13 protein-coding genes are annotated in these 14,923 nt (G+C 72.4%); 7 read left to right on the top strand and 6 right to left on the bottom strand.

The genetic code is table 11. The features are described 5' to 3' along the window. The first annotated feature begins 346 nt into the window (after nucleotides 1–346). Nucleotides 347–1,690 carry an aminotransferase class I/II-fold pyridoxal phosphate-dependent enzyme gene (locus ACFQ53_RS10850; RefSeq protein ID WP_377859388.1) on the top strand — a complete coding sequence of 448 codons (1,344 nt, stop codon included), beginning with the start codon at nucleotides 347–349 and terminating at the stop codon, nucleotides 1,688–1,690. Between the two features lie 34 nt (nucleotides 1,691–1,724). Here ACFQ53_RS10850 and ACFQ53_RS10855 read toward each other — a convergent pair whose 3' ends face one another. From ACFQ53_RS10855 to ACFQ53_RS10865, 3 genes are all read right to left on the bottom strand, one after another. Then, nucleotides 1,725–2,888: a hypothetical protein gene (locus tag ACFQ53_RS10855; RefSeq protein ID WP_377859390.1), complete on the bottom strand. Its 1,164-nt coding sequence runs from the start codon at nucleotides 2,886–2,888 to the stop codon at nucleotides 1,725–1,727. Between the two features lie 209 nt (nucleotides 2,889–3,097). Then, nucleotides 3,098–5,248 (bottom strand): 3-hydroxyacyl-CoA dehydrogenase NAD-binding domain-containing protein, encoded by a 2,151-nt coding sequence (locus tag ACFQ53_RS10860; RefSeq protein WP_377859393.1) that lies wholly within the window; start codon nucleotides 5,246–5,248, stop codon nucleotides 3,098–3,100. A 182-nt stretch (nucleotides 5,249–5,430) separates the two neighbouring features. Continuing rightward, nucleotides 5,431–6,993, bottom strand: coding sequence for an exo-alpha-sialidase (locus ACFQ53_RS10865; RefSeq protein WP_377859396.1), 1,563 nt, complete (start codon nucleotides 6,991–6,993; stop codon nucleotides 5,431–5,433). 192 nt (nucleotides 6,994–7,185) lie between these two features. On the opposite strand from ACFQ53_RS10865, the gene ACFQ53_RS10870 reads away from it, so the two are divergent. Continuing rightward, complete coding sequence (locus ACFQ53_RS10870; protein WP_377859399.1) at nucleotides 7,186–7,617, top strand: hypothetical protein; 432 nt, start codon at nucleotides 7,186–7,188, stop codon at nucleotides 7,615–7,617. A gap of 25 nt (nucleotides 7,618–7,642) precedes the next feature. Here ACFQ53_RS10870 and ACFQ53_RS10875 read toward each other — a convergent pair whose 3' ends face one another. Further along, on the bottom strand, nucleotides 7,643–8,521 hold the full coding sequence (locus tag ACFQ53_RS10875) for a universal stress protein (RefSeq protein WP_377859402.1): 879 nt from the start codon (nucleotides 8,519–8,521) through the stop codon (nucleotides 7,643–7,645). Nucleotides 8,522–8,761: 240 nt separating this feature from the next. Here ACFQ53_RS10875 and ACFQ53_RS10880 point away from each other — a divergent pair, with 240 nt between their 5' ends. The 3 genes from ACFQ53_RS10880 to ACFQ53_RS10890 all read left to right on the top strand — a co-directional run bounded on the left by ACFQ53_RS10880 (nucleotide 8,762) and on the right by ACFQ53_RS10890 (nucleotide 12,075). Continuing rightward, nucleotides 8,762–9,475, top strand: a complete 714-nt coding sequence (locus ACFQ53_RS10880; protein WP_377859405.1) for a GNAT family N-acetyltransferase — start codon at nucleotides 8,762–8,764, stop codon at nucleotides 9,473–9,475. Nucleotides 9,476–9,767: 292 nt separating this feature from the next. Next, entirely contained in the window at nucleotides 9,768–10,946 is a 1,179-nt protein-coding gene (locus ACFQ53_RS10885; protein WP_377859408.1) for a phosphatase PAP2 family protein, read from the top strand. 730 nt (nucleotides 10,947–11,676) lie between these two features. Further along, nucleotides 11,677–12,075 (top strand): hypothetical protein, encoded by a 399-nt coding sequence (locus ACFQ53_RS10890; RefSeq protein WP_377859411.1) that lies wholly within the window; start codon nucleotides 11,677–11,679, stop codon nucleotides 12,073–12,075. A 69-nt stretch (nucleotides 12,076–12,144) separates the two neighbouring features. Here ACFQ53_RS10890 and ACFQ53_RS10895 read toward each other — a convergent pair whose 3' ends face one another. Next, nucleotides 12,145–12,570 (bottom strand): glutaredoxin family protein, encoded by a 426-nt coding sequence (locus ACFQ53_RS10895; RefSeq protein ID WP_377859414.1) that lies wholly within the window; start codon nucleotides 12,568–12,570, stop codon nucleotides 12,145–12,147. A gap of 61 nt (nucleotides 12,571–12,631) precedes the next feature. Continuing rightward, nucleotides 12,632–13,345 (bottom strand): DUF402 domain-containing protein, encoded by a 714-nt coding sequence (locus tag ACFQ53_RS10900; protein ID WP_377859417.1) that lies wholly within the window; start codon nucleotides 13,343–13,345, stop codon nucleotides 12,632–12,634. Between the two features lie 85 nt (nucleotides 13,346–13,430). On the opposite strand from ACFQ53_RS10900, the gene ACFQ53_RS10905 reads away from it, so the two are divergent. Both ACFQ53_RS10905 and ACFQ53_RS10910 read left to right on the top strand, forming a co-directional pair. Beyond that, the gene (locus ACFQ53_RS10905; RefSeq protein WP_377859420.1) at nucleotides 13,431–14,468 is read left to right on the top strand and encodes a threo-3-hydroxy-L-aspartate ammonia-lyase; all 1,038 of its coding nucleotides are present in this window, start codon (nucleotides 13,431–13,433) and stop codon (nucleotides 14,466–14,468) included. Continuing rightward, nucleotides 14,465–14,905 (top strand): hypothetical protein, encoded by a 441-nt coding sequence (locus ACFQ53_RS10910; RefSeq protein WP_377859423.1) that lies wholly within the window; start codon nucleotides 14,465–14,467, stop codon nucleotides 14,903–14,905. Before ACFQ53_RS10905 ends, ACFQ53_RS10910 begins: the two co-directional genes overlap by 4 nt. The last annotated feature ends 18 nt before the right edge of the window (nucleotides 14,906–14,923 follow it).

Consider the following 14,923-nt stretch of genomic DNA (forward strand, 5'->3'; position numbering starts at 1 on the left):
GGCCGACACACGTCGGCGCGGGCCGCTGCACAACGACACCTCGGACCCCCACCCGAGGCGTCTGGTACCAGGCCGTGCCTGTACGACTGGGAACTATAGGTTTCCGGATGGGCGATCCACCAGTGGCGCAGACCACTGCGCGGGTGATGCCGCAGGTCACCCCACGTTCATAACTTTTGAGTACGGCCCGCGGGACGTCCGACGGGGCGCGTCCGGGCGCTCGTCGGCGCGCGCGTCCGCGATCCTCCTGGTCGTCCCGGCCCTTCGCGAGGACCGCCGGCGCCGCTCCCGGTCCAGCCCGCGACGACCCAGCCCCCGTCGGCCGCGACCCTGCGAGACTCGCACCATGTCCGATCACCTCTCCCCCGCCCGCCGATCCGCGCCGGAGCCCGCTGGAGCTCCCCGGCCCGCGCCCTCGTCAGCACCGGCGCCCGCGCCGGCGCCCGAGGGCCCGTGGTCCCGCGCGGTGAGCGCCGCCGGCCTGCTGCGCGACGGCGAGGTGCGGCCGACGATCTTCGCGCACATGTCGGCTCTCGCCGCGGCGCACGGCGCGATGAACCTGGGCCAGGGCTTCCCCGACACCGATCCCCCGGAGGTCGTCGCCGAGTTCGCGGTGGCGGCGATCCGGGAGGGGCTGAACCAGTACCCGCCGGGCGCCGGGGTTCCCGCCCTGCGGGAGGCGATCGCCGCCCACCAGGAGCGCTTCTACGGGCTGCGCTGGGATCCGACGAGCGAGGTGCTCGTGACGGCGGGCGCGACCGAGGCGCTCGCCGCGTCGCTCCTCGCGCTCGTGCGCCCGGGCGACGAGGTGCTCACGCTCGCCCCGTTCTACGACGCCTATGCGGCCGTGATCGCCCTGGCGGGCGGCGTGCACCGCACCGTGCAGATCCGCCGCGAGACCGTCGAGGACGCCGGGGCGGACGAGGCCGACGGGGCGCGGGCGCGCCTGCACGTGGACCCGGAGGAGCTGCGGGCGGCGATCACCGACCGCACGCGCGTGGTGCTCGTGAACTCCCCGCACAATCCCACGGGCATGGTGCTGGACGCCCGGACGCTGCAGGTCGTCGTCGACGCCGCCGCGGAGCACGACGCGTTCGTGCTCACCGACGAGGTCTACGAGCACCTCGTCTTCGAGGGCGAGCACGTGCCCGTCGCGTCCCTGCCCGGCGCCCGGGAGCGCACGATCTCCGTGGGCTCGGCCGGCAAGACGCTGTCCGTGACGGGCTGGAAGATCGGCTGGGTGACGGCGCCGGCACCGATCCTCGAGGCGGTCACCGGCGTCAAGCAGTGGCTCACGTACGCCTCGGGCACGCCCTTCCAGGGAGCGGTCGCGCGCGGCCTCGCCATGGCCGACGAGGACTTCGCGGCGATCGCCGAGGACCTGCGTGAGCGCCGCGACCTGCTGCTCACGGCGCTCGATCGGATCGGGCTGCCCCTCGTCGTCGCGGAGTCCGGCTACTTCGTGCTGGCCGATCTCGCGCCGCTGGGAGCGCACGACGCCGCCGAGCTCTGCGACCGTCTGCCCGCCGAGGCGGGCGTGGCCGCGATCCCCGTCAGTGCGTTCCTGCCCGAGGGCGAGGCCGGGGACTGGCGCAGCTGGGCGCGGCTCGCGTTCTGCAAGGACCGCGCGACGCTCGAGGAGGCCGGACGGCGCCTGGCCGCATGGGCCGAGGGCGTCCGCGCGGGCTGAGCAGACACCGCGCGGACCACCCCGCGCCCCGACGTCACTTCCCGGCGACGAACGCCGGATCGGTGTCGAAGTCGACGAGTCCGGACACCTTGAAGGTGCCGTCTCCCTTGTCGGAATCGGGGACCAGGAACGGCATGTCGTACGTGACCGAGGCACCGTCGTAGATCTGTTCGGCGTCGAGGTAGTCGTGCTCGGTCGTGGCGTACGTGTACTCGTACCCCTTGCCGTCCGCGCTCACGTAGGAGACGGCGGCGTCGAAGTTCGCGGCCGCGCTGCCGTCGCCGTGGTACGTGATCGTCACGGGGACCAGGATGTACTTCTGGCCGTTCGGCGCCTTCTCGTTGTACTGGTCGGCCTTCGCGATAGCCTCGTCGGCGTCGAAGTTCGCCTTCCCGAGCTTCACGTCGACCTGCCCGCCGTCGATCGCCTCCACCGTGACCGTGCTGCCCGCGGGCAGGGGGTCGGTGCGAGTGCCGCGCTCGGAGGAGGAGCCGCCGGCCTCGTCGGACGCGGTCGCGTCCTCGCTGGGCTCGTCGGACTCGCTGGGCTCCTCGGAGGCGGTGGTCTCCTCGGGCTCGGTCGTCTGCTCCTGCGTGGCGGGGCCCGACGTCGGCTCCGGATCGTCGCCGCCCGCCAGCGCGAACACCGCGATGATCGCGATGACGGCGAGCAGCGCGAGGATCGCGCAGCCGCCGCACCCGATGAACCACCACTTCTTCGAGCCGCTTCCGCTTCCCTGCTGCTGGATGCTCGAGAAGCCGTCGCCGCCCCCGCCGTATGCGGGCGCGCTCGAGGCGCCCGTGGTCGCGCCGTAGGGATTCGCGGAGGCCGACGAGCCGGGGCTCGTGGGCGGCGCCGGATATCCTCCGCCTGCCGCGCCGTAGTCGGGGTTCGCCGAGCCGTAGCCGCCAAAGCCGGAGTTCTGGGCGCCGTAGCCGGTGCCCTGGTCGCCATAGTGCGAGCCCTGGCCGGCGTAGCCCGAGTTCTGAGCGTCGTAGCCGGAGTTCGGTTCGCCATAGCCCGTGCCCTGGCCGCCGTAGCCGGTATTCGCCGAGCCGTACGCGCCGTCGGCCGAGCCGAAGTCCTGTCCATAGCCCTGATGCCCGTCGGGCGGGCCCGCGGCGCCGTCGGCCGAGCCGTCGCCCTGCGGGGCGGAGCCCCATCCGTTCTGACCGGGATTCTGCGGTGGTTGCGTCATCGTGTCGCGCGGCGCCGTACGGCCCCGCCCCTCCTCTCAGCACCTGTGCCGACGAGGTCCACGGCACTCTGAGAGGCCATTGTGCCCCAGCGCACACAGGGGCGGGAGCCCGATACGCCGCTCGGCGCCGCCCCGTGCGGAGCGGCGCCGAGCGTCATCGACTCCCGGGACCGCCAGCTCCCGGAACGGCCGGCGGCGGCCGGGTGCCCTCAGCGGGTGAAGCGGTCCCCGTGGAAGGGTGCGCCCACGACCTCGCGGCTCACGCCGGTCTGGTCGAGGTACGGGGTGAGCCCGCCGCGGTGGCGCGGGTAGCCCGCGCCGAGGATCAGCGCCAGGTCGATCTGCTCGGGACGCTCCACGACGCCCTCCTCGAGCATCAGCCCGCTCTCCTCGGCGAGCCCGCGCAGGACGCGGTCCAGGAGGGCATCGCCGACGGCGGCCGAGCCGCCCTCCGAGGTCCCGTCGGAGAAGGCTGCCCGCAGCGCGTCGGAGACCTGAGGATGGACCTGCGAGCGGTCGCGCACCGTGCCCGCCTCGCCGGACTCCAGGAGCCGCGTGAGGCCCGTGGAGATCGGGAAGCGCTCGGTGCCCAGCTGCTCGCCGAGGACCTTGCCGACGTGGTCGGCGACGCCGATGCCCACGAGGTCGAGCAGCTCGAAGGGCCGCATCGGCAGGCCGAAGGGGTCCAGGGAGGCGTCGACGGCGGCGAGGTCGGCGCCCTGGTCGGCCGAGCGCAGCACCTCGCTGAGCACGCGGAACAGCAGGCGGTTGACGATGAACCCGGGGGCGTCGGCGCTCTCGACGGCGAACTTGCCGCAGCGGCGCACGACCTCGTGACCGGTCGCGAGGACCGCGGGGTCGGTGCGCTCGGTGCGCACGACCTCGACGAGCGGCATCTTCGCGACGGGGTTGAAGAAGTGCAGGCCGACGACGCGCTCGGGATGGGCGAGGTCCTTGCTCATCGCGGCCACCGACAGCGAGGAGGTGTTCGTGACCAGCAGGGCCGACGGGTCGAGGACGCCCTCGAGCTCTCCCAGCACGCTCTTCTTGACCGCGAGGACCTCGGGCACGGCCTCGAGCACGAGGTCGCAGTCGGCGAGGTCGGCGACATCGGCGGTCGCGCTCAGCAGCTCGGAGACGGCGCGGGCGGACTGCTCGTCGAGCTTCCCGCGGGAGGCTGCCTGGGCGATCACGTCGCGGGCGTGCGCGAGGCCCTTCTGGGCGATGTCCTCGTCGAGGTCGCGCAGGGTGACGGGCACCTGCAGGCCGAGGGCGAGCTGCGCGGCGATCTGGGAGGCCATGAGGCCCGCTCCGGCCACGCCCACGCGGCGGATCTCGCGGGCGCCCTCGACCGGGCGGCGTCCGGGCTTGCCGCGGCGCAGCAGCTCGGCCGCGTACAGCGACCCGGCGGCGGCATCGGAGTCGGCGAGGCCGACGATGGCCTCGCGCTCCGCGGCCAGGGACTGCTCGAGGCTCGATCCGGGCAGGGCCTCGAGGATGCCGAGGGTGCGCTTCAGCGAGGGCGCGCCCGCGGCCTCCATGCGCGCGGCCCATTCGCGACGGGTCTCGGCGGGGCTGTGCGGGGCGTCCAGCGCGTCGAGCAGCGAGCGGGCGCGCTCGGATCCCGCGGCGGGGATCGGGTCGGGGCGGGCCGACGGGTCGATGCCGCCGTCGGCGATGCGGCCGGCGAGATGGTCGAGGGCCGCGTCGAGATCCTCGACGAGCGCCTCGACGATGCCGAGCTCGTGGGCGGCGGAGGCGCTGAGCTGCTTGTCGCGGGCGGGGTCCTCGAGGATCACGCGGACGGCGTCGGCCGGGTCGATAACGGACTGCAGGAGGGTGGTGCCGCCCCATCCGGGCAGGATCCCGAGGCTCGTCTCGGGCAGGCCGAGGCCACGGACCTCGGGGCCTGCGGTGCGGACGTCGGCCATGAGCGCGACCTCGAGGCCGCCGCCGAGGGCCGCGCCGTTGAGGTGGGCGAGGACGGGGACCGCGGCGCTGCGCATACGGACCTGCAGGTCGTGGGCGCGGCGGGTCATGGGGTCGATGGCCTCGCGACCGGCGGGATCGGCGAACATCGAGAGATCGGCGCCGGCGAGGAAGACTCTGTCCGTGCCGGTGAGCGCGATGGCCTGGATCTCGCCGGCCTCGGCGCGCGCGAGAGCCTCCGTGAGGGCGGCCTCGACGTTCTCGAGCGACTGCGGTCCGAGCGTCGCGGGGCGGGTCTCGCCCTCCGGCGGGGCGAAGGTGAGGACGGCGAGAGTGCCGATCCCCTCGTGCTCGCGGTCCTCGACGAGGACGCGGGTGACGTGCTCGGTGTACGCGGAGGCGCTGCCGGAGTTCGCGGTGGTGGGGGCCATGGCCAGCCTTTCGGGGTGTGCTCGTCGTCGAGGCGCCGTACGTCATCGAGGCGCTGATTCCTGATACCGACGGTTTCAGGTACAGCATGCCGCAGGCGGTGCGGGAGTGTCCAACGAGTCGGAGGACGACGACGGGGAGCGCCGCAGGTGCGACGCTCCCCGTCGGGCCGACGGCCGGATGCTCAGGCCCGGACGGTGAGCTCCAGGTCCCCGCGCAGCGAGAAGGCCCCCGCGCTGATCGTCACGTCGCCGGTCACGGTCGCGGGCTCGGCATCGGCCGGCGCGGTGACGCGCAGGCGGACGGTGCGGCTGCGGCCCGGAGACAGGGCCGGCACGTGCACGCTCTCGGCGCTCCATCCGTCGGGCAGGTCCGCCGTGACGCGGGAGGCGGGCAGTGCGCGCTTCTCGTCGTTGCGCAGCGTCACGGTGACCTCGACGTCGCCGCCCGCCGCGACCGTCGCGGAGGTGTCGGGGACGTGCAGGCGGAAGGGGTTCAGCCAGCCGCGGTCGAAGCGGCCGAAGACGATCGTGTTCGCCCCCTCGCCCTCGAAGAGCACGCCGAAGGTGCCGTCCCCGAGCGCCGCGAGCTGCGAGTACGCGTGGTCCCCCGCCTGGTAGGTCTTCTTCACCGGCCAGGTCTCGCCGTCGTCGTAGGAATAGCGCACGGTGCCGTCGACACGCGCGGTCGCGCTGTCCGAGTTCGAGAACAGCAGCTCCTTCGCGGCGCTCGAGCCCGCCGGCGCCCCCGGATTCATAGCGATGATCGAGGCGTTGTTGTGCGGGTCCGTGAGCGTCGCGTCGAGGACGGGCTCGGACCAGGTCTCCCCGCCGTCGTGGGAGTGGGCGACGTAGCGCGCCGCGGCTCCGCTGTGGACGCGGGAATTCAGCATGAGCGTGCCGTCGCTGAGCTCGACGACCTTGTTCTCGTCCATGTCGACGCCCGTCGGCTCCCCCATCCGCCAGGTCTCGCCGTGATCGTCGGAGAACACGGAGTAGGCGCGGAACGATTCGTCGCGCCACTGCCCGATGTACTGCTGGACGAGGCGTCCGCGATGCTTCCCGCGGGTGATCTGGATGCCGGCGCCGCTGGTGGCGAACATGCCGCGGACGTCGTCGGGCTTGGTGACCTCGGTCAGGCGCCGTGAGGTCCAGGTGCGCCCGTCGTCCTTCGAGACCGAGACGGTGGAGCTGAGGACCGCGCGGTCGGCGTCGTCGTTCCCGTACCCGCTGTCGAAGAAGCCGGCGTCCTTGGAGAAGACGTGGAAGTTGAACAGGGTGCCGGTGATGCGGTCGTAGACGTAGCTGGGGTCGGAGAACCCGATCTTGTCCTCGCCGTCGTGGCCCTGCTCGATGACCGTCTGCTCCTGCCAGGTGCGTCCGCCGTCGCGCGATCGGCGCTGGAGGATCGAGTTGGGGCCGGGGGCGTCGATGCCGGTGGGGCGGCCGTCGTAGGAGGCGAGGACGCCACCGTTCTCGAGCTGCACGAGCGCGGTGATCCGGTAGTTCGGGAACTCCCCGTCGCCTCCGGCGGCGAGGGACTTCGTGAGGAGGCGACCGCCGGTGCTGCCGTCGTGACCGTGGCCGTGGCCGTGGCCGTGGCCGTGGCCGCCACCGTGGCCGTGGCCCGCGCCCGTGGGCGCTGCGTGAGCGGCCGTGGGGACGGCGAGGAGAGAGAGGAGGGTGCCGGCACTGGCGCCGAGCACGGTGCGGCGATGAGGTCCGTCAGTGCGAGGAGAAGACGTCATGGGAGCTCCTTCGTTCCTGTCCGCCGGCGGCGCGGGCAGTCAGCTCGCTGGGACCCACCAGGGGACGTCTGATGTCTGACCTTAGGGGAGGTCCGGGAGCACCACAAGGAGGGAGTGCCCCCTGGCGATGCCCCGGAGCGCCGTCCACCCCGCGCGTACGCTGGAGGGGAGACCTCGCGCAGGAGGTGCGCCATGTCTTCCGAGTACAGCCCCGTCGTCCCCCATCCGCGTCCCGTGCCCTGGGGATGGACACTCGCGGAGGCGCTGCTGGGCGGCGGCGCCGCGGCGACCATGCTCGACCTGTTCCCCCTGGGCCTGCTCGCGCGCACCGTCGCGTGCGGCGCGCTGGTGATTGCGCTCGTGCTCATCGACGGCTTCACGCGGATGCTCCGCGCAGGCTCCGGGCTGGAGCGATCGATGCGTCAACTGGTGATCGGCGGTCTCACCCTGCTGGTGATCGTGCTCGCCGTGACGGCGACGCCGCTGACGGCCCCCGCGCCCGTGCGCTGGGGTCTCGTCGCCGCGGTCGCCGTCGGCCTGTTCCTCGAGCTGCGATGGGACAAGCGCGTGCAGGTGGAGCGGGCGCGAGCCGTCGCCGCCCAGGTCGCCGCACAGCAGAAGTGAGCGGCGCAGCGGCCGCGCGGACCTCTCAGGCCGACTGCTCCGACGACGGCTGGGACGTGGGCTCCGACTCGCCGCGGAACTCGTGGCGGCAGATCACGGTCGTGCACTGCGCGTGATGGACGACCGCGTGCGCCGTGGACCCGAAGAGGCGGCCGTGGCGGCCCTGGTAGCCGAGCACGAGCATGCCGACCTCGGCCGAGGCGCGCAGGAGCCCGTCGGGCACGCTGCTCCCCTCCTCGACCTGGGCGGTGACGGCCAGATCGGGTGCCGACGCATGCGCTCGGGCGGTCGCCTCGTCGAGGATCCGCTCGGCGCCGTCGCCCTCGACGACGTGTCCGTCGACCGTGCCGCGCACGTGCAGCAGGGTGAGGCCCTCGCCGAGGGCACGGGCGAGGCGGACGCCGGTGTCGACCGCCTCGAGGCTCGCCTCCGACCCGTCGACGCCGACGAGGACGGGCCCGTGCGGCGCCTCGGCCTCGCGCACCACGATCACGGGGCAGCCGGCGTGGGTGATCAGGCCGAGGCTCACGGAGCCCAGCAGCATGCCGAGGAAGCCGCCGAGGCCGCGGTTGCCGACGACCATCAGCAGAGCGGTCTGCGAGGCCGTCTCGAGGACCGCGCGGGGGTTGCCGGTGATCAGCTCCGTGCGCACCTCCACGCCGGGCGCGGTCTCCTCGGCGATGCCCGCGGCCTCCCTCAGCAGCTGCTCGGCGACGTTGCGGTGGCCGGAGCCGGAGACGCCCTTCACCGGCCCCAGATCCTTGGTGACCAGCGGGAAGATCCAGGCGTGGATGATCGCGAGAGGCTTCTTCCCGGACTTCGCCAGCCGCGCTGCCCAGCGCAGGGCCATGGCCGACTGATCAGAGCCGTCGTACCCGACGATGATGGTGTCGCTGAAGTCCATGGCGTCCCTCCGAAGGGCTGCGATCGGCGTTCCCGGTCGGCGGTGATCCGGGCGTGCCACGAGCCTAGCGGCGAGGATGCGGAGGCGGGAGGGGCACGGGCCCGGAAGTCCGCCCGTCCCGCGCGCCCGCCGCACGCGTTCTCCCTTCGTCACACCCGCGCGGAGGGCCTGTCGCCTCCCGCCCTCGCGGATCTACCGTGAAGGCCCGTCCCCCACCTGCTTCTGGAGATCGCCCCGCCGATGGTCACGCTCGCCGACACCGCCTCCGCCGCCACGGACGACTCCGTGCTGGACTCCCCCGCCTGGTCCGCGCTCACCGGCGCGCACGCGCACTTCGCGATCGGCAACGACCTGGTGCTGCGATACCCACGGGACGTCTCACCCTTCGTCGGCGTGAAGGACTGGGAGGACCCGGGCGTGTGGGCCGCGATCCTCGACGTGTTCGGGCACGACGCCGTGGTCAGCGTCTCCCACGCGGATCCGACGCTGCCCGAGGGCTGGAGCTGGGAGCACCGCATCGACGGCGTGCAGCTCACCCAGACCCCCGCTCTGCGGACCCGCCCCGATGAGGAAGCGGTCGTGCTCGGGGCCGACGACGCACCGGAGATGCTCGCCCTCGTCGAGCGCAACCAGCCCGGCCCGTTCCTGCCGCGCACCCATGAGCTGGGGCGCTACGTGGGCATCCGGCGCGAGGGGCGACTGGTGGCCATGGCCGGGGAGCGCCTGCACCCCGACGGCTGGACCGAGATCAGCGCCGTGGCCGTGGACGCCGACCAGCGCCGACAGGGACTCGCCTCGCGCCTCGTGCTCGACGTCGCCCACGCCATCCAGCAGCGCGGAGACCGCGCCCTGCTGCACACGGGCGCCGAGAACACCGGTGCGATCGCCGCCTACGAGAAGCTCGGCTTCGCCCTGCGCCGCACCCTGATCTTCGGCGCTGTCCGCAGCCCATGAGTCGTGCGCTCCACTGCGCACGTGTGCGCGATGACATGGACACGGTGCTGCGCGACGCCGGGGCGGTCGTGGCCCGCCTGCTCAGCTGACGCGGCTCGCCCGGGCCAGGCTCCGTTGAGAGCGTCGGCCTCCTGACCGGGACGCCGCCGACGCCCGGTCATACGGTCAGCGGGAACCAAGAGAAATCCGAGGCAACGTTAAAAATGGTCACGAGAATATCCCGATGACCCGAATGCGACGTTGGCCCTACACGTTCGCCGTGGCGCTCTCTCTGCTCATCGGAGCAGCCGCCGTGGTCTCGTCCCTCTACCTCGGCCTCCCTCTGCGGGACCCCGACGGCTTTCTCGGTCCCTCGTACATCCGCCTGCCTCTGCTGGCTCTCGGGTTCATCGGCGGCGGGCTCATCCTGGAGGCGGCGAGACGAAGCGGGGTGCGGCGCCTTCCCGCCGCAATCGTCGACGTCGCCAAGAAGGAATGGAACGTTCACCGTCTGCTGTGCATCGGCACGGGACTGCTGAGCTTCTATGTCTGCTATGTCGCCTACCGCAACCTCAAGAGCATGCTGCCGGTGTACCGTCGCGGCACTCTCTTCGACCGGCAGCTGCTCCACATCGACTCCTCGCTCACCGAGGGCCACAACCCGGCAGTGATGCTGCACCATCTGCTCGGGACCGACATCGCTGCGAACTTCCTCTCGGTCGCCTACCTGGCCTATCTTCCGCTCGTCCCGATCAGCCTCGGCGCGTTCCTCGTGCTCAGTCGCACGCCTTCCACCGGCGCCTGGTATGCCACGACCCTGTGTCTCAATTGGGTTCTCGGCACCGTCAGCTATTACATCCTGCCGTCGGTCGGCCCGGCGTTCAGCGATCCCGAGGCCTACCGGACACTGCCCGACACCGGAGTCAGCCAGCTCCAGGACTCCCTCTTCGCCACGCGCCTCGACTACCTCAGCGACCCTGTCGGCAGCGACTCCATCCAGGGTGTCGCCGCGTTCGCGTCGCTCCACGTCTCCGTCACCTTCGCCGCAGCGCTGTTCATGAGGCGCACGAACCAGAAGGCACCCCTCCGAGTGACCGCCTGGATCTTCTTCGGCGTGACGACGGTCGCCACCATCTACTTCGGGTGGCACTACATCCTCGACGACATCTTCGGTATGGGCATCGGCTGGGCCTCGGTGACGCTGGCCGCGTGGGCCACCGGTCAGCACCGGGCACGACAACGCCCGGTCGACCTCTCCACCGACGCCGACCTCGGCGCCAGCGGTCTTGCTCCCGGTGGCTCACGGCCAGGTCTCGGCACCGTGCACCCGCGCTTGTCCGAGGAACAGCTCCGCCATCGACCCGCTCGACGTCGGCCGTCCGACCGGTCCGACACCGCCCGCCCCTCACGACGGCCGACCTCCGTGCACCTCGAACGACCCGCTCCTGAACCCTCCTTGCACAACTGCCGGGGACGAATCATCGGTGCCTAGGAGAGTCTCCGCGGCGCTCACCGGTGTCTCCAGAACCGTTGGGGCGCGGGTCCGGTGAATGGCCGGCCTCTTCGCGATCGACAGTGGCTCGAGTCGACCGGTGCGGTCGACGAGTTCGTCGAGGATGCTGAACTTGTCGGCATAGTCGGTGTCTTTGCAGGCGAGGGCGTTCTTCTCGTAGTCGCTTAGCCGTTGCTTCATTGTCAGCTCCATGAGAATCACGCGCACTCGTCCTTGATGCCCGGGAGCCGGGGCCACGCTGGTGGCAGAGGTCTTCTGCCAGGTCACCGCGGATGGTTGAGGCCTCATCACCTTCCTCCTTCAGTCGACAGGTGCGTTCCGCACACGATCGGGTCTGCCGCGGCCCGATGTGAGGTGCACGGAGGGAGAGGATGATGGCGAGAACACGGGTCTGCGCGTGCTCGGGGTGCGCTCGGGCTTCGCCGCACCCTGATCTTCGGGGCCGTGCGCACGCCCTGAGCACCCGAACGGTTGCCGCGTCCTCCACGGTTCCGTACGGTCGAGGAGCGGGTCCGGTCCGCCGCGCAGGGCCCGCACGACGGGGAACAGGGCGCGGCGATCGAGGGGGAGCACGATGCCGGCGACGCCGACGACACCGACACCCGAAGGCGTCCGGACAGCGCGCACGGCGCAGGATTCCACGGGCGCATCGGCCGAGCGGAGCACGTCTCGGCCCATCCCTCTGGCGCTCACGCTGATCCAGGCCGTGATGCTCTGCGGCGCCCTCGCGGTGATGATGGTGCTCACCACCGTCACGACGAGCTGGTGGCCGTGGCTGGTCTATGCCGTCCTCATGTACGGAGGGCTCTTCCTCGGAGGGCTCGTCCGGCGCCGTCATCTCGGAGGGCGCGTGACCCGCAGCGGCAGGGTCGTCGCGGTGAGTGCGATCGCGGCGGTCCCGCTGGTGGTGCTCGTGCTCCTCGCGGAGAGCCTCGGATTCACCGCATGGGGGATCCTCGCCATGCTCGTCGTCTTCCTCGGCTTCACCGCGCTGCTGCGCTTCGACGACGTCGCGTCGCTGCAGCGCGCCCGGGAGGGGCACTTCGTCCAGCCCACTGCGACGGGCCCGCAGGACGTCGACGGCCCCGCACCCGCCTCCCCGCGCTGAGCGGTTCGCCGCGCCGAGCGGGCACGTCCGCTGCGGATCGGATCGGCCCGACGGCCCCATCGACCCTGATCAGAGCAGCGCGCGGATCTTGTCGGCCGTGGGATTGCGCAGCACCTGGTCGCCGATGATCACCGTGGGCGTGAGCTCGTCGCCGCCGTTCAGCTCGCGCACACGTGCGTTCGCCTGCTCGTCCTGCCACACGTTCACCCAGGTCACGCGCGGGTCGCGACCCAGACTCAGCAGCAGACGCTCGCAGTAGACGCAGCCGGGCTTCCACAGCACCAGGGCGCGGCCCGGGGCGATCCGCTCCGACGCCTCGGCCCACGCGATGTGGCGTCCGCGCCTGCCCGACCACCAGCCGATCGAGAGCACCACGAGGCAGCCGAGCACGCCGACCAGCGTGCCCGCAGTGAGACTCTCGACCCCGATCACGATCGCGAGGACGAGCACGGCGAGGAACCCCAGGAGGATGCTCAGCCGCGTGCGCTGGTCCATGGCGCTCTCCCCTCTCGTCGTCGTACCTGCGGCGGCAGCGGCAGCGGCGATCGCAGCGGCCTCATGGCCGCAGCTCCTGCCAGCCCTCCGGAAACGTCACGAGTCCCGCGTCGGCCGGAGGGACGAAGGCGCCCCAGTCGGCGCCGACCAGACCCTCACGCCGCTCGAAGATGCCCCGCACCGTCGCCCCCACCTCGGTGATGCGCTCGGCGATCTCGGGGGTCGCGGTGCCGTTGTCCACGAACCATGCCAGCTCGTCCTCGTCCTTCATCGCGACGCGCCAGTCGTCGGTCGCGGGATCGCCCTCGGCGACCACGTCGAGCGCCCAGTCCTGCATGTCGTAGCCGAGCGGGGTGCGCCGCCAGGGCGCCTCGAGGTTCCCGTACCAGCGGGGCGTCCAGTCCGTGCCGTCGTGCCAGCGCCAGATCGACCAGGGCTCGCCCGGCCGGTGCGCGCGCACCACCGTGCTGCCGCGCCACGCGGACAGCTCGTAGGAGCCGTCCCAGTCCCCCGGCGCGACGAGCCGGCTGTTCGGGCCCGAGCGGGGGCCGCCGCGCCCCGCCATCTCCGAGCCGGGGACGGTCATCATCACGATGAGGTCCTCGGAGTCGTGCAGCACCGTGCCGGCGACGGCGAAGCCCACGGCCGGGCCCGTCTCGGGGAAGTCGCGGACGCTGCGCTGGACCACGTCCGTCCCGGCGGCGTGCGGCGGCACGGGTGGGTCGTAGGGCGCGGTGGGGAGGTCGCCGAAGGGGCCGGTGGTCGGTGTCGCCATGGCCCCACCGTACGCAGGGGTCCGACGGCCGGTCCCGTCCGCCGCATAGAGTCGGACGGGACCCCCAGCAGGAAGAAGGAACCGCGTGAGCGCACCCACGATCGCCGACGTGCGCGAGGCCGCGCGCCTCCTGGACGGCGTCGCCCATCGCACGCCCGTGCTCACCTCGCGCGCGCTCGACGCGCTGACCGGCTGCGAGATGCTGCTGAAGGCGGAGAACCTGCAGCGCGTGGGGGCGTTCAAGTTCCGCGGCGCCTTCACGGCGCTGAGCGCCCTCGCCCCCGGGACGCCCGTGGTCGCGTTCTCCTCCGGCAACCATGCGCAGGCGGTCGCGCTCGCGGCGCGTGAGCAGGGATGCCGCGCCACCATCGTCATGCCGGAGGACTCCCCGGCCGCGAAGCTCGCCGCGACCCGCGGCTACGGCGCCGAGGTGGTCCTCTACGACCGCTACCGCGAGGACCGCACCGCGATCGCGCGCAGCATCGCCCGCGAGCAGGGCGCGGAGGTCATCCCGCCCTTCGACCATCCGTCGATCATCGCCGGCCAGGGCACCGCGGCTCTCGAGCTCCTCGAGGACGTGGGCGAGCTGGACCTGCTGTTCGTGCCCTGCGGAGGCGGGGGTCTGCTCTCGGGCAGTCTGCTGGCCGCGGGGGACCTCTCCCCCGCCTGCCGCGTGTTCGGCGTGGAGCCGGAGGCCGGGGACGACGTGCGCCGCTCCCTCGAGGCGGGCGAGCCGGTGTCCATCGACGTGCCGCGGACCATCGCCGACGGCGCGCAGACCACGCGCGTCGGCGACACGACCTTCGCGATCATCCGCGAGCGCGCGAGCGGCATCCTCACCGCGAGCGACGCCGAGCTCGTCGCCCAGATGCGGTTCCTCGCGGCGCGGATGAAGACCGTGGTGGAGCCGACGGGCTGCCTGGGACTCGCCGCCGCCGTCGCGCAGGCACAGGATCTGGCCGGTGACCTCGGCAGACCGCCCCGTGTGGGCGTGATCCTCTCGGGTGGGAACGTGGACCTCGCCCGGTTCGCCGAGCTCGTGGGCGACGAAGAGGGCGGGGGCGAAAACTTGGGCGACGACGAACACGCAGGCAGCGGCGACCCGGCAGGAGGTGCGGCATGAGCACAGGGAGGAAGGACGCGAGCCCTCGGAAGCCCGCGGCAAGCACGACAACAGCGAGTAGCGAGGCACCCGGCCGGTCGCTCTGGCCCGGACAGGTGCTCTCCTCGCTGCTGATGGCGGGCGGCGTGCTCATGCCCTACGCCCCGTGGCTGATCTCGAACGGCCTGGCGCGGCTGCTGGTGATGTTCGCGCTGCTCGCGGCGGGCGTGCTGCTGTACGGGATCGCGATCCGACGCTCCGACCTGCCGCGCACCGGCACGGCTCCCACGCCCGTCGCCTCGCGGATGATCTTCCTGGGCGTCATCGGCCTGACGCTGCTGTCCTCGCTCGTCATCGAGAGCATCCATGCGCCCCTGTGGATCCCGCTGCTGGTCGTCGTGGCGGCGCTGCTGTTCCTGGCCTTCCATCTCGACGCGCGGTCGCGGACGCAGCGATAGGAGCGGGTGCAGAGGAAG

The sequence above is a fragment of the Brachybacterium sp. NPDC056505 genome, assembly GCF_042794925.1.
Taxonomy (GTDB): Bacteria; Actinomycetota; Actinomycetes; order Actinomycetales; family Dermabacteraceae; genus Brachybacterium; species Brachybacterium kimchii.